We start from the raw sequence: 20,118 nt of genomic DNA on the forward strand, positions 1-20,118 counted from the left end.
TATATCAAAAAAGTGGCGTCGTGGTATTGCCGCGCTTTTCCACGACTGCTTACCCTCGCCGCATTGCAAAAGATACACCAACGGACGCGCCGAATGTAATATCCGGTTATGACCGCATTTATACGCCGCAGGCCGTTCGCCGTCGCTCACTGCACAGCCGCTGCCTGCATTTACCTTGCCTGCGCGCTGCCTGTCGTGGCCGTTGAATACGGGCAGACGAGCCAGGCCGATCTCGCCGATCTGTCGATCGAAGAACTGGCCAATATCCAGGTGACGTCGGTCTCCAAGCGCCCCGAGCGCCTGCAGGATGCGCCGGCGGCAGTGTTCGTGATCACCGCCGACGACATCCGCCGCTCCGGCGCCGACTCGTTGCCCGAGGCGCTGCGCCTGGCCCCCAGCCTGCACGTGGCGCGCGTCAACGGCTATGCCTATTCGATCAGTGCGCGCGGCATGAACAGCGGCGCCAGCGTCCTGTCGAACAAGCTGCTGGTGCTGATCGACGGCCGCTCGGTCTATACGCCGCTGTTCGCCGGCGTGTTCTGGGATGCGCAGGACGTGCTGCTCGAAGATATCGCCCGCATCGAAGTGGTCAGCGGGCCTGGTGGCATGATGTGGGGCCTGAACGCCGTCAATGGCGTCATCAACATCACCACGCGCTCGGCGCGCGACACGCAGGGCAGCATGGCGGCGCTGCACGGCGCCAGCGATGGCGCGGCCGGCGCCGCGTTTCGCCAGGGCGGCACGAGCGACAACGGCGTGGCCTGGCGCGCCTTCGGCAAGGTCACGCGGCGCAGCGACAGCGAACGCGCTGGCGGCGGGCGTATCGACGACAGCTACCGGCGTGCGCTGGCCGGCGTGCGCGCCGACTGGGCGCAGGGCAGCGACGCCTTCACGATCATGGGCAATCTGATGCGCGGCCGGCTCGATCAGCCGGCGCCGGGCGAGCTGGCCACGCCGAATGGCCCCACCGCATTCGGCCGCGTGCGTTCCGACGGCGCCAACCTGTCGGCGCGCTGGCAGCGCACGCTGGATGCCGGCGCCAGCGTCGCACTGCAAGCTGTTCTCGACCACACGGTGCGCGACGCGCCGCCGCTGTTTGCCGAGCGCCTCACCACCGCCGACATGCAGTTCCAGCACACGCTGGCCACGATCGGCCGCCATGACATCATGTGGGGCGCCAACTACCGCAACACGCGCGACCGTGTCAGCAACAGCCGCTGGGTCGCGTTCCTGCCGGCGAACACCACGCAGCGCTGGGGCAGCTTGTTCGTGCAGGACGCCATCGCGCTGCACGACGACTGGCGCCTGACGCTGGGCGGGCGCGTCGAATACAACTACTACACCGGTGTCGAATGGCTGCCGAGCGCGCGCCTGTCGTGGCGCATCTCGCCGCAGCATGCGCTGTGGGCGTCGGCCGCGCGCACGGTGCGCTCACCGGCGCGGCTCGACGTCGACGCCTGGGTGCCGGGCCAGCCGCCGTTCATCCTGCGCGGCGGGCCGCAAGTGCGCAGCGAAGTGGCGCGCGTGCTCGAACTGGGCTACCGTGGCCAGCCGGCGCCGGCGCTGTCATACACGGTCACGCTGTACCACAACGACTACGACCACCTGCGCACGCAGCAGCGCGATCCGAGCGGAAGCTTCGTCGTGTTTTCCAGCCTGATGGAAGGCCGCGCCAGCGGTCTTGAAGCGTGGGGCAACTGGCAGGCGCTGGCGCGCTGGCGCCTGTCGGCCGGCTGGACGGCGCTGCACCAGCGCCTGCGCCTGAAGCCCGGCGGGAATGACGTGGCTGGCCTGGCGACGGCGCGGCGCGACCCGTCGCACACGCTGCAACTGCGCTCGAACTACAACATCGACGATGCGCGCGAGATCGACGTCACGCTGCGCCGCGTCGGCGCGATGCCGGCCTCGCTGATCGCGTCAACGACGGCGCTCGACGCGCGCTTCGGCTGGCGCCTGCGGCCGGGCCTGGGGTTGTCGGTGTATGGAGAGAATCTGAATGGCGGGCGCCCGGAGTTCGGTTCGAGCACGTACTGGGCGGAGTTCGAACGACGGGTGGGGGTGAAGCTGCGGTGGGATTATTAAAGGGCGCACAGCGTGTGCACTGTTTTTTTTCGCCGCCCTCAAGACCGTCGTTCCAGCCTTCGCTGGAACGACGGTCTTGAGGCTAATGAATACTGCGGATATTACTCAGATCTCCGCAGCCAGCTTCGCCGCCAACCCGATGTAATTCGCCGGCGTCATCGCCAGCATCAGGTCTTTCGCTTCCTGCGGCACGGCCAGCGTCTCGATGAATTCACGCAGCGCGTCGCGGGTGATGCCCTTGCCGCGCGTGAGTTCCTTGAGCTGTTCATACGGGTTCTCGATGCCGTAGCGGCGCATCACGGTTTGCACCGGCTCGGCCAGCACTTCCCAGTTCGCGTCCAGGTCTTGCTCGAGGCGCGCCGCGTTCACTTCCAGCTTGTTCAGGCCGCGCAGGCAGCTGTCGTAGGCCAGCAGCGCGTAGCCGAAGCCCACGCCGATATTGCGCAGCACCGTCGAATCGGTCAGGTCGCGCTGCATGCGCGAGACCGGCAGCTTGTCGGCCATGTGGCGCAGCAGCGCGTTGGCCAGGCCCAGGTTGCCTTCCGAGTTCTCGAAGTCGATCGGGTTGACCTTGTGTGGCATGGTCGATGAACCGATTTCGCCGGCCTTCAGCTTCTGCTTGAAGTAGCCCAGCGAGACGTAGGTCCAGATGTCGCGATTCAGGTCGAGCAGGATCGTGTTGGCGCGCGAGAATGCGTCGAACATCTCGGCCATGTAGTCGTGCGGCTCGATCTGGATCGTGTATGGGTTGAAGGTCAAACCGAGGCGCTGTTCAATGACTTCTTTCGAGAACGCCGGCCAGTCGAAGCCTGGATAGGCCGACAGGTGTGCGTTGTAGTTGCCGACCGCGCCGTTCATCTTGCCCAGGATTTCGACGTCGGCGATGCGCTTGGCCGCGCGCTGCAAACGGGCGACGACGTTCGCCATTTCCTTGCCCAGCGTGGTCGGGCTGGCCGTCTGGCCGTGCGTGCGCGACAGCATCGGCAGCGCCGCATTGGTGTGCGCGATCTCGGTCAGCTTGGCGATGATCGCCTGCAGCGCAGGCAGCATCACGCCGTCGCGCGCCGCTTTGAGCATCATGCCGTGCGAGGTGTTGTTGATGTCTTCCGAGGTGCAGGCGAAGTGAATGAATTCACTGGCCGCGACCAGTTCCGGCACGTCCTTGACCTGCTCCTTGAGCCAGTACTCGACCGCCTTGACGTCGTGGTTGGTGACCGCTTCGATTTCCTTGATGCGGGCTGCGTCCTTCTCGCCGAAGTTCGCCGCCATGCCGTCGAGGTGAGCGACCGCTGCGCTGGAGAATGGCTTGATCTCGGCGAAGCCGGCCTGCGACAGCGCCTGCAGCCACGCGATCTCAACCTTCACGCGGTGGTGCATGAAACCCGTTTCCGACAGGATGGGACGCAGCTTGTCGGTTTTGGTGGCGTAGCGGCCGTCGAGCGGGGACAGGGCCGACAGGGTCGGCGACAATGCAGTAGAGGTCATGGCGGGCGTGTCGGTCAAAAACGCGGATTTTACCACTGGCCGGCTTCCCACCCGTTGCGCATGCCGCGTTTTCGCGGCGCTCAGGGCCGGCGGCGGCGCAGGTTTTGCGGCAGGGGCCGATGCTATACTGAGGGTCGATTTCCACTTGCCTACATCCATGAAACTCATCGGTTCCGTTGCCAGCCCCTACGTGCGCAAGGTGCGTGTCGTGCTGGCCGAGAAAAAGCTCGATTGCGCCTTCATCCTCGAAGACGTCTGGTCGGCCGACACCACCATCGCGCAGACCAACCCGCTGGGCAAGGTGCCATGCCTGATCATGGATGACACCAGCGCGCTGTACGACTCGCGCGTGATCGCCGAATACCTCGACACGCTCACCCCGGTGTGCAAGCTGCTGCCGCCGAACGGGCGCGAGCGGGCCGAGGTCAAGGTGTGGGAAGCGTTGGCCGACGGCGTGCTCGATGCGGCCGTGCTGGTGCGCCTTGAACACGTGCTGCGCCCCGAGGCCCAGCAAAGTCCCGAATGGATCGCCCGCCAGTGGGGCAAGGTGCATGCCGGCCTGCGCGTGATGGCCGAGCGCCTGGGCGAAGGCGCCTTTTGCCGCGGCAACCAGTACACGCTGGCCGACGTCGCCGTCGGCTGCGCGCTGGGCTGGCTCGCGTTTCGCTTCCCCGAGATCGACTGGCGCGGCGACTACCCGAACCTGGCGCGCCTGTTCGACAAATTGTCCGAACGCCAGTCGTTCAGGGACACCGCGCCGTTCGTCGCATGATGACCATGAACGCACCGACCACCGTCGTCTTCGGCGAAGCGCTGGTCGACGATTTCAATAACGAACAGATCGTCGGCGGCGCACCGTTCAATGTGGCGCGCCATCTGTCGGCCTTCATGGCGCCATGCCTGGCCATCACGCGCATCGGCGACGATCGCAGCGGCCACCTTGTGCGCGCCGAATTCGAACGCTTCGCGATGAGCGACGCCGGCCTGCAGATCGATCCGATCGAAGAGACCGGCCGTGTGCTGGTCGAGCGCGGCCCGCGCGGGCACCGCTTCACGATCCTGCCGCACCAGGCCTACGATTTCATCGACGCCGCCGCAGCCGGCGTCGCGCTGGCGGGCGTGCAGCCGGCCATGGTCTATTTCGGCATGCTGGCCCAGCGCAACGCACAGTCGCGCGCCGCCCTGAGCGCGGTGCTGGCCGCGAGCGCCGCGCCACGCTTTCTGGATCTGAACCTGCGCGACGGCCAGTACGACGAAAAAGGCGTCACCCGCTCGCTGCAGGCGGCCAATATTGTCAAGGTCAACGAAGAAGAATTGCAGGTGCTGTTCGGCTGGCACTTCCAGATCCAGCCCGACGCGCCGGCGCTGTCGGCCGACGAAGTGCGTGCATCGTGCCAGGCCTTGCTCAAGATGTTTTCGCTCGACGCGCTGATCGTCACGCTGGGCCACCGCGGCGCGGTGTACTTCGGCCGCGACGGCAACGTGATCACGCAGCACGACACCCCGGCGCCGCCGTTCGTGATCGACACGGTCGGGGCGGGCGACGCCTTCGCGGCGATCTTCCTGCTCGGAGCGGCGCGCGGTTGGGCGCTGGACGTCACGCTCGCGCGCGCGAACGAATTCGCCGGCGCGATCTGCGCGATTGCCGGCGCGGTGCCAAGGGATATGGGGTTCTACGACAAATGGATGACGCGCTGGCGCTGAAGGTGCGTGGTGGTGCGGGCGAACTTGGATTCCCGCCTGCGCGGGAATGACGTCGTTCCCGGCCTCGTCGGCCACCTTGGCGGGAACCCAAGTTGCAAGATCTGCCAGTAGCGATCGATATCACCACCAGCAAAAATAGCTTACTCGCCGATCTGGCTTTGCAGGTAGTTCTGGATGCCGACCTTGACGATCAGGTCGAGCTGCGTTTCGAGCCATTCGATATGCTCTTCGGTGTCTTCCAGGATCATCAGGAACAGGTCGCGCGAGACGTAGTCGGCCGCCGCTTCACAGGCGCCGATGCCTTCCTTGACCGTCGCGTGCGCGGCGCGTTCCAGTTTCAGGTCGCATTCCAGCATCTCTTGGGTCGACTCGCCGATCAACAGCTTGTGCAGCGCCTGCAGGTTCGGCAGCGCGTCGAGCATCAGGATGCGGTCGATCAGCTTGTCGGCGTGCTTCATCTCGCCGATCGATTCTTCGTATTCTTTCTTCGCAATCTTGTCCAGGCCCCAGTGGCGGTACATACGCGCGTGGAGGAAGTACTGGTTGATCGCGGTCAGTTCGTTGGTGAGCTGCGCGTTCAGCAGACGGATGACGTTTGGATCGCCTTTCATGGGGTGCCCTCGATAGTGTTTTGAATGACCTCCATGATAGCAAACAGACGGCCATTAAAACGCTATAAATTGCGCCAAAAGAGGTAAATAAGCGCATTAAATGACAGTAAATGCGACAAATTGCGCGTAATAGCAACCGTTCTCACTCAGTTGTGCGAACGGTTCTCACTACCCCGCATCACGGTCACAATGGACGAAAAAAAGCCCCGCGAAATAGCGAGGCCAGTGACCGGCAGAAAGCGAAAGAGAGTGGAAGAATCAGGCGGCCTGTGGCAGGCGGCGCACTTCGGTGATCGTGGTCTTGCTGTCGATGTGTTCGTGCAGCACTTCGCGTGCATAGCTGACGCATTTGCCGCACATGGTGCCCACGCCGAGTTCCTTGCGCAGCTCGGCCATCGACGAGATGCCCAGGTCGGCCGCCTGGCGGATTTCACGATCGGAGATGTTGTTGCAGACACAGACAATCATTGAAGCGACCCTTTTGAAGCAACCATTGCAGTTTAGTCTATAAAATGCGAATCATTCTCATTTGCGTTGATATTCTCTGTAAACTCGACCACGAACGCAAGCGGAATTTGCGGTTCGAACGCACTTTATTTGCGCGTTACCTCCAAGCGATGACAAGCTGCAAATAGAAATAATTCCTATTTAGGTTTATGATACCGGCATCGTTCCAGTCGCTGTCTCATACGCGCAACAACTATTTGGAAGCTCTCATGAACCACGCTGCTTTGCCCACACTCGACTCGCTCACGACGGGGCAGAGTGCTACCGTCGTCCACCTTGCGCCCGGCGCGCAGGAGGGCGGCATCGATGTCCAGCGCCGCCTGATGGAGCTGGGCTTCGTGCCGGGCGAACGTATTCGCGTGATCAAGCGCGTGATGAAAGGCCCGCTGGCCGTCAAGGTCGGCGAGTCGACCTTCGCGCTGCGCCGCTTCGAAGCGGCCCTCGTCTCGATCAAGGCCGACTGATGGGTGTCATGGAATCGCAAGTCGCGTCGCGCACGCCACTGGTCGCACTGCTGGGTAATCCCAACTGCGGCAAGACCGCGCTCTTCAACCGCCTGACCGGCGCGCGCCAGAAGGTCGCCAACTATGCCGGCGTCACCATCGAACGCAAAGAGGGCAGCTTCACGTCGCCCGCCGGGCGCGCGTTTCGCGTGCTCGACCTGCCGGGCGCGTACAGCCTGAATGCGCAGACGCCCGACGAAGGCATCACGCGCGACGTGGTCGCCGGCCTGCGCGCCGGTGAAGTGGCACCTGACGCCATCCTGTGCGTCGTCAACGCCACCAACCTGCGCCTGAACCTGCGCCTGGTGCTCGAACTGCGCCGCCTCGGCCTGCCGATGGTGCTGGCGCTGAACATGGTCGACGTGGCGAAAAAGCGCGGCATCGAGATCGATACCGCCAAGCTGTCGCAAGAATTGGGCATGCCGGTGGTCGAGACGGTGGCCATCCAGTCTGGCGGCGAGAAGGCCTTGCTGGCCCAGCTCGACGCGATGCCCTTCGGCGTGCCGGTCGCACCGAAGCCGCTGTCGGCAATCGACGAAGTGTCGGTCGAAGACACCCAGCGCGAAGTGCGCCGCATTCTGGCCATCGCCGTGTCGTCGGCCAAAGATACCGGCAACCTGAGCGAAAAGATCGACAACGTCGTGTTGCATCCGATCGCCGGCCCGGTCATCCTGGCGCTGCTGATGTTCGTGATTTTCCAGGCCGTGTTCAGCTGGGGCGACGCGCCCATTGAACTGATCGAAGCGGGCATGGGCGCCTTTGGCGAGATGGTCGGCTCGTGGATCGGCGAAGGCCTGCTGCATAGCCTGATCGTCGACGGCATCATCGCCGGCGTGGGCAGCGTGCTGGTGTTCCTGCCGCAGATCCTGATTTTGTTCTTCTTCATCCTGCTGCTGGAAGACGTCGGCTACCTGCCGCGCGCTGCGTTCCTGCTCGATCGCATCATGGGCAGCGTGGGCCTGTCGGGGCGCTCGTTCCTGCCTTTGCTGTCGTCGTTCGCCTGCGCGATTCCCGGCGTGATGGCCGCGCGCACGATCCAGAACCCGCGCGACCGCCTGGTGACGATCATGATCGCGCCATTGATGACGTGTTCGGCGCGCCTGCCCGTGTATGCGCTCCTGATCGCCGCGTTCATTCCCGACCAGACCGTAGGCGGCTTCATGAACCTGCAGGGCATCGTGCTGTTCGTGCTGTACCTAGCTGGCATCCTGTCGGCGATGGCGGTGGCCTGGTTCATGAAGCGCCGCAATGGCTACAAGCAGCACGCCCTGATGCTCGAACTGCCGGCCTACCACTGGCCGCATCCGCGCGGCCTGGCCGAAGGCCTGCTCGAGCGCGCCAAAATCTTCCTGATGCGCGTCGGTACCTTGATTCTAGCCATGATGATCCTGCTCTGGCTGTTCTCGAGCTTCCCGGGCGCACCGGAAGGCGCGACCAATCCACCGATCTACTACAGCGTGGCCGGCATGATCGGCCGCGCACTCGAAGTGGTGCTGGCCCCGATTGGCTTCAACTGGCAGATCGCCATCGCGCTGGTGCCGGGCATGGCCGCGCGCGAAGTGGCCGTCGGCGCGCTGGGCACCGTGTATGCGCTGTCGGGCGGCGACGAAGTCGGCGACACCCTGGCGCCGCTGATCGCCCAATCGTGGTCGCTGGCCACCGGCCTGGCGCTGCTGGCCTGGTATGTCTACGCGCCGCACTGCCTGCCGACGCTGGCCACTGTGGCGCGCGAAACAGGCAGCCGCAAATATGCCTGGATCATGGCCGGCTACATGTTCGCGCTGGCCTACGTGGCGGCGTTCATCGTCTACCGCGTCACGCTGGCACTCACCGGAGCATGATCATGGCAATCCCCATGCAGGAACTGGCCGTCATCGTCATCGTGTCCGTCGCCGCGCTGTACCTTGGCGCGAAGTACCTGCCGGTTACACTGCGCGCGCGCCTGGTGCTGCGCCTGACGAAGGACGGCCGCCAGTCGGCGCTGGCGCGCTGGTTTGACGCCAGCGCCGGCGGCGCCTGCGGTGGCGGCGGCTGCAGCAGCTGCGGCCCGAAGACCGCAGCGCCGGCCCCCGGCAAGCACCGCGTCATCAAGCTGCACCAGCGCTAGCGTGACAGGTGTGCGTGGCCAACGGTGCTAAGCTGGCCGCCACATCCACTTCACCATTCACGCCATGATCGTCGTCCACCACCTGAACAACTCGCGCTCGCAGCGCATCCTCTGGCTGCTCGAAGAGCTCGGACTGGATTACGACATCAAGCGCTACCAGCGCGATCCCAAGACCATGCTGGCCCCGCCCGAACTGAAGGCCGTGCACCCGCTGGGCAAATCGCCCGTGATCACCGACGGCGACCTGGTGGTGGCCGAATCGGGCGCCATCGTCGAGTACCTGACTGCCCGCGCGTCTGGTGCTGAGTCCGGCCGCCTGGTGCCCGCCGCCGGCACGCCGGCGCGCCTGCGCTACACGCACTTCCTGCACTTCGCCGAAGGCTCGATGATGTCGCCGCTGTTGTTGAAACTGGTGTTCGACAAGATCGAAAGCACGCCGATGCCGTTTTTTGTCAAACCGATCGCGCGCGGCATCGCGCAAAAGGTCAAGGGCACGTTCGTGCTGCCGCAGATCGCGCTGCAGCTGGGATACCTCGAGGCTGAACTGGGCAAGCACCCGTGGTTCGCCGGCGAAGAGTTCACCGCCGCCGACATCCAGCTGAGCTTCCCACTCGAAGCGGCGGCCTCGCGCGGCGGGCTCGATGCCAGGTACCCGAACCTGACCGATTTTTTGGCCCGCATCCATGCGCGGCCGGCGTATCGCCGCGCGCTCGAGCGCGGTGGCGAGTACGCCTACGCGAAGTAGGCAATGCCGCTTGAAAGTCATGCGGCGATAGCAAAAAATAGCTGTTGTAAATACACATCCTTGTAATTTTTGTATTTACGGGCATGCCATACTTCCCGCATAACCTGCCGGAGTCAACATGTCCATCAGATCGTCCCGTCGCTTGCGCCGCTGGCGCTTGCTGCCGTTCCTGTGCGTGCTGTTTGCCTGTAGCCGCGACGGTGAAGAGGCGCCGCCGACGGCACTGAGCGCGTCGAGCGGTCAGGTCCAGCCGGCGTCGGGCGGGGTGGTGTCGCGCCACGCTGCGGCGCGGTTTGCCGACCAGGCCAGCTTCGGCGCCACGCCGGCCCTGGTGGCCGAGATCCAGGCCAAAGGGTTCGAGCGCTGGATCGACGACCAGTTTGCGCTGCCGGTATCGAGCATCGACACCAGCCCGATCGCGCGCTACGACAGCCAGATCGCGGCCGAAAGCACGCGCGGCTACGCATACGCGACCAACGCGCTGTACGTGTCGCTCCTCGGTGCGCCGGACCAGCTGCGGCGCCGGGTAAGCTGGTCGCTGTCGCAGTTCGTGGTCACGGCGATGAACAAGATCGAGCCGTATGGCGCCCTGACCTGGTCCAACCTGCTGCAGCGCCAGGCCTTCGGCAACTACGGCGCGTTGCTGCGTGCGGCCACGGTCAGCCCCGCCATGGGCTGGTACCTCGACAACCTCTCCAACCGTCCGACCAGCGAAGAATGTCCGTGGTGCGCCCCCAATGAGAACTACGCGCGCGAGTTGCTGCAGCTGTTCGCCATTGGCGTGGTCGAACTGAATATCGATGGCACATTGCGGCGCGACGCCGCCGGCAAGCCGGTCGAAACCTACACGCAGAAAGATGTCGAGGAACTGGCGCGCGCACTGACTGGCTGGTCGGTGAACGGCAACTTCGACCGCACCGATTTTCGTCGCTACGACGGCGAACTGGTGCCCGACACCTGGGGCGCCGCCCACGACCGCAAGGCCAAGACCGTCATGGGAACGGGCTTTGCGCCCAACACCGAGGCGGCGCAAGAACTTGATGCCGTCATCAGGCTGCTGATGGCGCATCAGAACATCGCGCCATTCGTCAGCCTGCGCCTGATCCAGCACCTGGTCACCAGCGACCCGAGCCCGGCCTACCTGGCGCGCGTGGCCACGGTGTTTCGCGATAACGGACAAGGCGCTGCGGGCGACCTGCGCGCCGTGGTCAAGGCAATCCTGCTCGACCCTGAGGCGCGGCGCGGCGACCAGATCGGCGCCGATGGCGTCGGCTTCGGCAAGATGCGCGAGCCGGTGCTGTGGTACACCGGCCTGTTGCGCGGCCTTGGCTGCACGGCGCCGCCACGCTGGAACAATGGCGCCGATTCCGGGCTGGCGGCGCCGGCCCAGCGCCCGTTCGACCCGCCCAGCGTGTTCAGCTTCTATATGCCGACCGACCGCGCGCCCGGCAGCAATCTGCTGGCGCCCGAGCAGCGCCTGCTCAATGCCGAAGAGCTGTCCTGGCGCCTGAACAATACGATTGCCGAAGGCGTGCTGCGCGCCGGCACCGGGTGCGACGCCAGCACGTTCGGCCGCGCGTATGCCGCCTCGCCAACTGCCTTTGTCGAGCTGGTCAACCAGCGCTATTTTCGCGGCGCGATGCCGCCGGTATTGCGCCAGAACCTGATCGAGCTGGCCCCCACCACCTGGGGCAATACGCCCGACCAGAAAGCCATCAGCCTGCTGCAGTTCGCACTTGCCACCCCCTACTATGGAGTGATCCGTTAATGGACCGTCGCCATTTCTTGCGTTATGCCGGCGCCGCGCCGGTTGTCAGCCTGCTCGGGGGCACCGGCCTGATGGGCGAGCTGGCCCATGCCGCCGGTGACGACTACCGCGCCGTGGTCGTCATCTTCCTCAACGGCGGCAACGATGGCCTCAACAGCCTGGTCCCGCTCGATGGCGCTTATGGCGACTACGCCACTGCGCGTCCCGAGCTGGCGCTGGCCAGGAGCGTGCTCACGCCGCTGGCCGGCAGCAGCGCCGGCCATACCTTCGGCCTGCATCCGGCACTGGCGCCGCTGGCGCCTTTGTACGATCGTGGGCGCCTGGCCTGGATCGCCAATGCCGGTCCGCTGGTGGCGCCAGCCAGCGCGCGCCAGGTGATCGAGCGCGCGGTGGCGGTGCCGTCGTTTCTGCTGTCGCACAGCGACCAGGTGATGTGGCAGCAAGGCTGGCTGGGCGATGCCGACAACAGCGGCTGGGCCGGGCGTGCCCTTGAACTGCTGCCGGGCGGGCTGCGCAACGCGACCAATGCCGTCACCATGAACACCGACCGCACCCTGGTCCTTGGACGCAATACGCCGGTGTCGTTCCTCAGTCCCTGGGATTCGCGTTATTGGGGGCAGGCCGACCTGGCCCAGCCACAGACGCCGGCGGCGCAGTCCCTGAACCGGATGGCGCGCTGGCAGTTCGCCAATGGCTACGAGGCCGAGTACGCACGGACCTTCGGGCGCAGCGTGCAGGAATCGACGCTGTTTACCGAGGCGGCGTTGCAGGCCGCCGAACCGCAGGGCGACTTCGGCAGTGACGACCTGTCGCGCAGCCTGCGCAAGCTCGCCTCCCTGCTGCCGGTGTTCAAGCGGCGCGGCTTCAAGCGCCAGGTCTTCCTGGTCCAGTGGGGCAGCTTCGACACCCACGCGGCCCAGCGCGGCACCGCACCGACCAGCCAGGATGCCCAGCTGGCGCAGTTTGCGCGCGCGCTCGCCGCGTTCGACGCGGCCAACCAGGCATCGGGTATGGACAGCAATGTGGCCTCTCTCATGATGAGCGACTTCGGGCGCACGCTGCGCCAGGCCTCGGGCGGCGGCAGTGACCATGCCTGGGGCAACCACTGGCTGGCGCTGGGCGGGCCGGTGCGCGGCGGCCAGGTGCTGGGCGAGTTCCCCAGCCTGGTATTGGGCGGCGCCGACGACAGTGACCCCAACAAGGGCGGGCGTTTCGTGCCGACCACCTCGACCGACCAGGTCGGCGCGACGCTGATGCAGTGGCTCGGCCTGGCACCGTCGGATCTCGAGAAAGCGTTCCCGAACCTGGCCAACTTCAGCCAGAAGACCATCAACCTGCTGCACGCATAGGATCGCCATGGACATCAACGGCAGCGAGAATGACGACGTCATGACGTCGCCCGACGACGGCGACACCTGGCACAACTACTTCGGCAAGGGCGGCAACGACACGATCCGCATCCGGCAGGGCACGGTCATCGGCGGCGCTGGCAACGATGTCATCGAACTGCTGCCCAGCCCCGACTGGTGGAGAAACGTCCAGGCGGCTTACTGGGACAGTCCGAACGGCGTGGTCGTGGACCTGGCCGGCGGCTGGGCCGAGGATGGCTGGGGCACGCGCGATACCTTGATCGGCGTACGCAACGTCAGCGGCACATGGCGCGACGACCGCCTGTATGGCGATGCTTACGAGAACGTGTTCTATGTCGGTGGCGGGCGCACGCTGGCCGACGGCCGCGCCGGCGACGACATCGTGTGGCTGCCCGAATTCAACGAGGGGATGGCGCTGTCCGAGTTCACGATCCTGGCCAGCATCGACGGCGCCAGCGCGCTCGTGACCTGGTCGGGCCGGCCGGAGTTTCGCGCCGAGATCACCAATGTCGAACGTATCGGCGTCGGCTATGACGTGTCACAGCAGGTGGCCGACTTCATCCAGCCCGCGCAGATGGCGCGCGAAGGCTTGCTGGGGACCGACGGCCAGCGCTGGAACGCCGGCCGCGCGCTGGGCACGGCGATCGAGCTGACCTATGGCTTCGTGACCGCCGCGCCAGCGGGCGGTCCGGGTGCAACGGGCTTTGCCGCGTTTGACGAAGCGCAGCGCGCGGCGGTGCGCACGATCCTCGACGAGGTGGCGCGCGCGACCGGCCTGAGTTTTCGCGAAACGCCCGCCGCTGGCGCCAGCCTGCGCTTTGGCGCGAGCAGCCAGGACGCCACGCGTGGCCTGGCCGCCATGCCTGGCCAGGTCGATGCCGGCCAGGTCTGGATGGACATCGACTCGCTGCGCGACCTGCGCCCCGGGAGCGAAGGGTATGCTGCGTTGCTGCACGAGATCGGTCACGCGCTGGGACTGCGCCATCCACGCAACGTCGAACCGGGCGATGCCTGGAGCGCGCAATGGCGCGCCATCGATGACGTCTCGGGCTCTTCCGTGATGGCGCACGGCGCCAGTTCCGACGGGCTGTTTGCCGCCACCTGGGGCGCACTCGATATCGCTGCGCTGCGCCACCTGTACGGCAGCCGCGCCGTGAATGCCGGCGACACCAGTTACCGGCTCGACGCGGCGCGCTTCGGCGCGCAGACCAGCATCGCCGACGATGGCGGCTTCGATACCATCGACGCGTCCGACTCCGGCGTCGGCGTCGAGATCGACTTGCATCCCGGCGCGCTGTCGAGTGTCGGGGTGACCGGCGCGGGTATCGCTGCCGTCGACAATCTGGGTATCGTCCCCGACAGCTGGATCGAGGCCGCGACCGGCTCGTCCCACGACGATGTCCTGCTCGGTAACGCGCGCGACAACCTGCTGCGCGGAGGACTCGGCAACGACTGGATCGACGGCGGCGCCGGCCGCGATACCGCCCTGTTCGAAGGGCGGCGCTTCGATTACCTGCTCGACGCCGCATTCGGCAAGTTGTTCGTCACCGCACGCGACGGCAGCAGCGGCTTCGATACCCTGCAGGGCATCGAGGTGCTGCAATTCGCCGATGCCGGGATGGTGCTGGGCATTGATGCCGGTTCCGCGCGCATCGATGGCGGCGTCGGCTTCGACCTGGTGCGCTACGAGGCCGCGCGCGCGGGCTTTCGCTTCGTGCTGCGCGCGGACGGCGGCTTCGATGTCGCCAAGGGCGCAGGCAGCGACCAGCTGGTCGGGATCGAACGCGTGCTGTTCGCCGATGGCGCGGTGGCGCTCGATCTCGACGGCGCCGCGGGCAAGGCTTACCGGGTCTACCAGGCCGCGTTCGATCGCGTGCCGGATGCCGGCGGTCTGGGGTTCTGGATCGACGCCATGGATCGCGGCGCATCGCTCGAGTCAGTGGCGGGCGGCTTTGTCGCTTCGCAGGAATTTTCTGACCTGTATGGCGCCAACGCGACCGCGACCGAGTTCGTCGCCAGGCTGTACGCCAATGTACTGCATCGCCTGCCTGACCAGTCGGGCTTCGATTTCTGGGTCGGGGCGCTGGACCGGGGCCTGTCGCGCGCCGGCATGCTGGCGGAGTTCTCCGAAAGCCCCGAGAATCGCACGCAACTGATCGGGGTGATGCAGGACGGGATCGATTACGCCCCGTACGGCGTATGAGCGGGCCGCGCCGCGCGGGCGCGATGATCGCCGCCATGCTGCTGGCCGGGTGCGGCGGCGAGGGCGCCGCACCAGTGGCGCCGCCGGTGCGCGCGGTGCATGCCGACGTGACCGTGCTGCCAGTGGCGAGCGTCGACGCCGAGGCCCTGGCTGCGCGCCTCTACCTGGTCTATCTCGGCCGCCCCGCCGAGCCGGCCGGACTGGCCTATCACGCCAATGCGATCCGGGTGGCCGGCTTGCCGGCCGCGCCGGCGGCCCTGCTGGCGCGCTATCGCAGCGACCCGCAAGCGCGCCAGGTGCTGGACAGCCTGGCCGCCAGCGCCGAAGCGCGGGCGCTGGCGCCGGACGACGCGACAGCGCTGCTGCTCGCCTATCGCCAGCTGTTCAACCGGGCGCCCGATCCGGGCGGCGCCGCTTATTGGAGCACGCTGCTCGCCAGCAGCGTCATCACGCGCGTTGAGTTGCCGCTGGTGCTCCTGGCCAGTGCCCATCCGCTCGACGTCGCGCAGTTCGAACGCAAGCTTGCCGTCGCCATGGCGTTCACGGCGGCGCTCGACACGCCGACGCGGCTGGCCGCTTACCAGGGCAGCGCCGCCGGTGCGGCCGTGCGCGAGGTCCTGGCCGAGGTAGACGCCGCCACCGATCCGAACGGCACCCAGCGCCTGGTCGATGCCGCACTGGCGCGCCTGGCCAGCGTGCCTGTCTTCTCGCAGGTCGAAGCGATCGTGCAGACCCGCTGTCTGGGCTGCCATTCGGTCACGCCGACCATGCCGGGCTTTGCCACCGCGCCGCGCGGTATCCGCTTCGACAGCGCCGACCAGATTCGCGCCGACGCGCGCCGCATCTACGTAAACGTTGTCCAGACCGAGTTCATGCCGTACGGGAACCGGACCGCGATGACGCCGGCCGAGCGCGCGCTGGTGCGTACCTGGTTCGAGCTCGGGCAGCCGTAGGCCGGCGGGGCAGGCTGGCGGGACGCTGCCGTTGTCCGGCGCGGCTTCCGGCGCGGCTTCCGGCGCGGCTTCCGGCGCGGCTTCCCGCGCATCTTCTCGTAACTGCGCAACCGGTTTATCATGGGCGCCTTCGACCTTCTCCATGCCCACACCACATGCCTAACCCGGGAAAGCTGCTCGCGATCGACGGCCTGAACATCGTGCGCCGCGTCTATGAAGCCAGCCCCGAGCCCGATTCCGACCTGAAGGCCAGTATCGCGCTGCGCCACGCGTTTTCGTCGTTTCGCCATGTGCTCGAGGCGCATGCGCCGACCCACGTGCTGGCTGCGTTCGACTACGGCGGCCCGACCTGGCGCCACGCGCTGTATCCGCGCTACCGCGAGGGCCGGGCGGCGATGCCGGCCGAACTGCGCGCGGCGCTGCCCGAGTTTCATGACCGCCTGCGCGCGGCCGGCTTGCACGTCTTGATGGTGCCCGAGGTAGAAGCCGACGACGTGATCGCCACCGGCGTGATGCGCTGGCTGTCCGAAGGGCGCGGCGAAGCGGTCGTGGCCACCACCGACAAGGACCTGCATCCCCTGATCGCGCACGGCGCGCTGGTGTGGGACCATTTCAAGAACGAGTGGCACGACGACGCCTGGGTGCGCACGCGCTTTGGCGTGGCCCCCGAGCAGCTGCACGACCTGCTGGCGCTGATGGGCGACCCTACCGATGGCGTGCCGGGCGTATCGAAGGTAGGCATGAAAACCGCGGCGCGTCTTCTCAATGCGTACGGCAGCCTCGAGGCCGTGGTGGCCGGTGCCGGCATCCTCAAGACACCGCTTGGCGAGAGGCTGCGCGCCGAGCGTGAGATACTGGAGATGTCGCGCTGCCTGGTGTCGCTGAAACTGGATGTGCGCCTGGGCGTGACCTGGAACACACTGGCGTACGAAGGCTGATTTCTCCGGCAAACTGAATGGAATTGTGACGCTATGCTCAAGGCAGTAATCGTGGATGGAAACGCCGTCTCGCGCGCGATGCTCGGCACCGTGCTGGCCGATGGCAGCTACGACGTGGTCGGCGCCACGCACACCAGCGCGCTGGGATTCGCGCTGGCGCTCAAGCACCATCCGCACGTGATCTGCATCGCGCGCGAACAGGTCGAGGATGGCAGCGACGTCGTCGAGCAGTTGCGCGCTGCGCTACCCAAGACGCTCGTGTTCCTGGTCTCGGGCACGCTCGATGCCGCAGCGGTCCAGAATGCCCTCGCGCGCGGCGTGCAGGGCTTTATCGTCAAGCCCTTCAAGGCCGACACCGTCCTCAAGACGATCCGCAATACCGTGCTCGCCTTCATCAAGCAGCAGCAGGCGCCGGGCAACCCGGGCTGACACTGGGTGGGCACATTGTGACCTGGCGTTGAATCACGTGCGCCGCCGGACCTCGTCCGACGCGATTGCGGCCAGTTCGCGCAGCGCGCGCATCTCGCGCTCGCGCAGGCGGCGCGGCTCGGTATCGAGCACGCACAGTGAGCCCAGCGCGAGCCCGTCGGCGGTGCGTACCGGGTAGCCGGCATAAAAGCGGATGTACGGCGCGCCCACCACCAGCGGATTGTCGGCAAAGCGCGCGTCGGCCGTGGCGTCCTCCACCACGAACGGTTCGTCCTGCATCAGGGCGTGACTGCAAAAGGCTGCTGCACGCGCGGTTTCGCGGCCCTCGATCCCGGCGCGCGACTTGAACCACTGGCGCTGCGCCGACAACAGGGTGACCAGCGCCATGGGACAACCGGTGGCATGGGCGGCGAGCCAGGTCAGGCGATCGAATGCGTCGTCATCCGCCGAATCCATCAAGCCGCTGGCGCCCAGCGCCGCCAGGCGCTGCGCCTCGTTGCCTGGCACTGGATAGTCCGGCGCGGTGGCCGGCAAGAACTCTCCCGTCAACTGCGGTAACTGCACCGGCGTTCCCGGTGGCGCCGCACGTTGTTTCACCAGGCGCATGACGGCACTGTAGCGCACCCGGCGGTGGCCGCCCGGCGTTTTCCACGCCGGCAGATCGCCGCTTTCCATCCATACCTGCGCAGTACTGACGGCAACGCCGAGCAACTGCGCCGCTTCGCGTGTCGTCAGGATCGGATCGTTGAATTCATGCGGTTTCATGACATCTTTATGAGGTGATTTCGCGACTTATTTTACATGAAGCAACAAAAATTGACGAATTTAATGTTCCGGCCGCAGAATTCGATTGACCCAGGGTTTATTTTTGGCAACAATAGATTCCCGTTCGTCATTTTCGTCATATTTAGGTGCATCCGCGCGTCTTCTCCATGAATTCTCCCACCGCTATCCTGCCCTGTGCGCCGTCGCCATACGAGACTGCCCGTCTCGATGCCTTGCGTCGCCTGGAATTACTGGACAGCGCGCCAAGCGAGGCCTTCGATCGCATCACGCGCATGGCCGCGCAACTGTTCGGGTTGCCGATCGCGGCGGTGTCGCTGACGGACGCCAACCGCCAATGGTTCAAGTCGAAGGTCGGCATCAGCCATGACACGATCCCGCGCGTACAGGCGCCATGCGCGGTGGTGTCGGACAAGCGCGAAGTACTTGTCGTGCCGGATCTGCTGCAGGACCCGGACCTGCATGACAGTCCCCTGGCCGCCAGCGGCATCCGCTTCTATGCCGGCGCGCCGCTCACGACCAGCGAAGGCTACTGCCTGGGCGCGATGTGCGTGCTCGGCACCGAGCCGCGCCAGGTCAGCCAGGCCGAGCGCCAGGCACTGAAAGACCTGGCGACGATGGTGATGGCGCAGATCGAACTGCAGCATGCGTTCGGGCGCGTCGATCCGGTCAGTGGCCTGCCCAACCGGAACCAGTTCATCGTCGACTTCAACGACCTCGAATTGTCCGAGCCGCACGGCGACGTGCGCATCGCCGCTTTGATCAGCCTGGCCAGCCCGCAAGAACTGAGCGACGCCCAGCGCGTGATGGGTTCCGGCTATCTGGATGACATGGTGCGCGAGACGGTGCCGCAGCTGCGCCTTGGCGGCGCCGGCAAGATCTATCATGTCGGCAGCACCCAGTTCGCCTTCCTGGCGCCGCCCGGGCTGTCGATCGAACCGTTCTGCGAGCAGATGCAGTCGTGGCTCGATGCGCGCGCCAGCTATGGCCAGGCGCGCCTGATCACCACCACCACGGTGGGCATCGCGCCGTTCACGGTCGGGCAGACCGAAGGCCTGGATTTACTGCGCAATATGCACAGCGCCGCGCACGATGCGCTGGCCGCCGAGCGCTGCGTGCGCGTGTTCTCGTCCGAGCACGACGCGATCCTGCAGCGCCGCTTCTGGCTCGTGACCGAATTCGGCGCTGCGCTCGAGGGCGGCGACGAACTGCATCTGGTGTTCCAGCCCAAGGTCAGCCTGACGGACGGTGTCTGCGTCGGCGTCGAAGCGCTGCTGCGCTGGAACCACCCGACGGCCGGCGCCATCTCGCCCGGTGAATTCATTCCGGTGATCGAGACGACGTCGCTGGCGCGCGCCACCACCGAGTGGGTGCTGCGCGCGGCGTTGCGCCAGATGGTGGCGTGGCGCCAGGACGGTCTGGCGTTGCAGGTGGCGGTGAACGTCTCGGCGGTGAACCTGGAAGAACCGGATTTTTGCGACCGCGTGCTGATGGAACTGCAGCACCACGGCCTGGCGCCATCGTGCCTGGTGATCGAGCTGACCGAGAGTGCGCTGATGCGCAATCCGAAGATCGCGCAGGCCACGCTCGAGCGCCTCGCGCGCGCCGGCGTGCAACTGGCGATCGACGACTTCGGCACCGGCTACAGCAGCCTGTCTTACCTGCAAAGCCTGCCGGCGAACGTGGTCAAGATCGACCAGAGTTTCATGCGCAACCTGGCCCAGGACGAACGCCGGCGCGCGCTGGTGGGCACGATGATCAAGCTGTCGCACGACCTCGGTCACAAGGTCGTGGCCGAAGGCGTCGAGACGGTGGAGGTGGAAGACTTTCTGCGCAGCGCGGGCTGCGACGAGATCCAGGGCTATCTGCACGCGCGGCCGCTGGCGCCCGGTGTGCTGGTGGACTGGCTGGTTGCGCGCCAGCCCTGAGG

18 protein-coding genes are annotated in these 20,118 nt (G+C 66.2%); 14 read left to right on the top strand and 4 right to left on the bottom strand.

The annotated features are described in order from the left end of the window. The first annotated feature begins 195 nt into the window (after nt 1–195). On the top strand, nt 196–2,082 hold the full coding sequence (locus AB2N08_RS04820; RefSeq protein ID WP_367609499.1) for a TonB-dependent receptor plug domain-containing protein: 1,887 nt from the start codon (nt 196–198) through the stop codon (nt 2,080–2,082). 105 nt (nt 2,083–2,187) lie between these two features. On the opposite strand, the gene purB is transcribed toward AB2N08_RS04820, so the two are convergent. Further along, nucleotides 2,188–3,567 carry an adenylosuccinate lyase gene (gene purB, locus AB2N08_RS04825; protein ID WP_367609500.1) on the bottom strand — a complete coding sequence of 460 codons (1,380 nt, stop codon included), beginning with the start codon at nt 3,565–3,567 and terminating at the stop codon, nt 2,188–2,190. Nucleotides 3,568–3,724: 157 nt separating this feature from the next. Here purB and AB2N08_RS04830 point away from each other — a divergent pair, with 157 nt between their 5' ends. Together AB2N08_RS04830 and AB2N08_RS04835 are read left to right on the top strand one after the other, a co-directional pair. Further along, nucleotides 3,725–4,339, top strand: a complete 615-nt coding sequence (locus AB2N08_RS04830) for a glutathione S-transferase C-terminal domain-containing protein (protein ID WP_367609501.1) — start codon at nt 3,725–3,727, stop codon at nt 4,337–4,339. Between the two features lie 5 nt (nt 4,340–4,344). Beyond that, nucleotides 4,345–5,271 (top strand): PfkB family carbohydrate kinase, encoded by a 927-nt coding sequence (locus AB2N08_RS04835; protein ID WP_367609502.1) that lies wholly within the window; start codon nt 4,345–4,347, stop codon nt 5,269–5,271. A 140-nt stretch (nt 5,272–5,411) separates the two neighbouring features. Here AB2N08_RS04835 and bfr read toward each other — a convergent pair whose 3' ends face one another. Continuing rightward, on the bottom strand, nt 5,412–5,882 hold the full coding sequence (bfr, locus tag AB2N08_RS04840; RefSeq protein WP_367609503.1) for a bacterioferritin: 471 nt from the start codon (nt 5,880–5,882) through the stop codon (nt 5,412–5,414). Between the two features lie 258 nt (nt 5,883–6,140). After that, complete coding sequence (locus AB2N08_RS04845; RefSeq protein ID WP_367609504.1) at nt 6,141–6,350, bottom strand: (2Fe-2S)-binding protein; 210 nt, start codon at nt 6,348–6,350, stop codon at nt 6,141–6,143. A gap of 248 nt (nt 6,351–6,598) precedes the next feature. Here AB2N08_RS04845 and AB2N08_RS04850 point away from each other — a divergent pair, with 248 nt between their 5' ends. From AB2N08_RS04850 to AB2N08_RS04895, 10 genes are all read left to right on the top strand, one after another. Continuing rightward, nucleotides 6,599–6,853 (top strand): FeoA family protein, encoded by a 255-nt coding sequence (locus tag AB2N08_RS04850; protein ID WP_367609505.1) that lies wholly within the window; start codon nt 6,599–6,601, stop codon nt 6,851–6,853. Continuing rightward, the gene (gene feoB / locus AB2N08_RS04855) at nt 6,853–8,733 is read left to right on the top strand and encodes a ferrous iron transporter B (protein WP_367609506.1); all 1,881 of its coding nucleotides are present in this window, start codon (nt 6,853–6,855) and stop codon (nt 8,731–8,733) included. The genes AB2N08_RS04850 and feoB overlap by 1 nt, the downstream gene beginning before the upstream one ends. Before the next feature lie 2 nt (nt 8,734–8,735). Then, entirely contained in the window at nt 8,736–8,999 is a 264-nt protein-coding gene (locus AB2N08_RS04860) for a DUF6587 family protein (RefSeq protein WP_367609507.1), read from the top strand. 64 nt (nt 9,000–9,063) lie between these two features. Further along, on the top strand, nt 9,064–9,744 hold the full coding sequence (locus tag AB2N08_RS04865) for a glutathione S-transferase (RefSeq protein WP_367609508.1): 681 nt from the start codon (nt 9,064–9,066) through the stop codon (nt 9,742–9,744). A gap of 118 nt (nt 9,745–9,862) precedes the next feature. Next, a complete protein-coding gene (locus AB2N08_RS04870; protein ID WP_367609509.1) occupies nt 9,863–11,512 on the top strand; it encodes a DUF1800 domain-containing protein in 1,650 nt (549 codons plus the stop codon). After that, entirely contained in the window at nt 11,512–12,861 is a 1,350-nt protein-coding gene (locus AB2N08_RS04875) for a DUF1501 domain-containing protein (protein ID WP_367609510.1), read from the top strand. The genes AB2N08_RS04870 and AB2N08_RS04875 overlap by 1 nt, the downstream gene beginning before the upstream one ends. 7 nt (nt 12,862–12,868) lie before the next feature. Beyond that, a complete protein-coding gene (locus AB2N08_RS04880; RefSeq protein WP_367609511.1) occupies nt 12,869–15,085 on the top strand; it encodes a DUF4214 domain-containing protein in 2,217 nt (738 codons plus the stop codon). Further along, entirely contained in the window at nt 15,082–16,038 is a 957-nt protein-coding gene (locus tag AB2N08_RS04885; protein WP_367609512.1) for a DUF4214 domain-containing protein, read from the top strand. The genes AB2N08_RS04880 and AB2N08_RS04885 overlap by 4 nt, the downstream gene beginning before the upstream one ends. A gap of 155 nt (nt 16,039–16,193) precedes the next feature. Beyond that, complete coding sequence (locus tag AB2N08_RS04890; RefSeq protein ID WP_367609513.1) at nt 16,194–16,976, top strand: 5'-3' exonuclease; 783 nt, start codon at nt 16,194–16,196, stop codon at nt 16,974–16,976. Between the two features lie 33 nt (nt 16,977–17,009). Further along, a complete protein-coding gene (locus AB2N08_RS04895; protein ID WP_367609514.1) occupies nt 17,010–17,405 on the top strand; it encodes a response regulator in 396 nt (131 codons plus the stop codon). Between the two features lie 33 nt (nt 17,406–17,438). Here AB2N08_RS04895 and AB2N08_RS04900 read toward each other — a convergent pair whose 3' ends face one another. Further along, complete coding sequence (locus tag AB2N08_RS04900) at nt 17,439–18,170, bottom strand: helix-turn-helix domain-containing protein (protein ID WP_367609515.1); 732 nt, start codon at nt 18,168–18,170, stop codon at nt 17,439–17,441. Between the two features lie 167 nt (nt 18,171–18,337). Here AB2N08_RS04900 and AB2N08_RS04905 point away from each other — a divergent pair, with 167 nt between their 5' ends. Beyond that, nucleotides 18,338–20,116 (top strand): sensor domain-containing phosphodiesterase, encoded by a 1,779-nt coding sequence (locus AB2N08_RS04905; protein WP_367609516.1) that lies wholly within the window; start codon nt 18,338–18,340, stop codon nt 20,114–20,116. Nucleotides 20,117–20,118: the final 2 nt, after the last annotated feature.

The sequence above is a fragment of the Massilia aurea genome, assembly GCF_040790145.1.
Taxonomy (GTDB): Bacteria; Pseudomonadota; Gammaproteobacteria; order Burkholderiales; family Burkholderiaceae_D; genus Telluria; species Telluria aurea_C.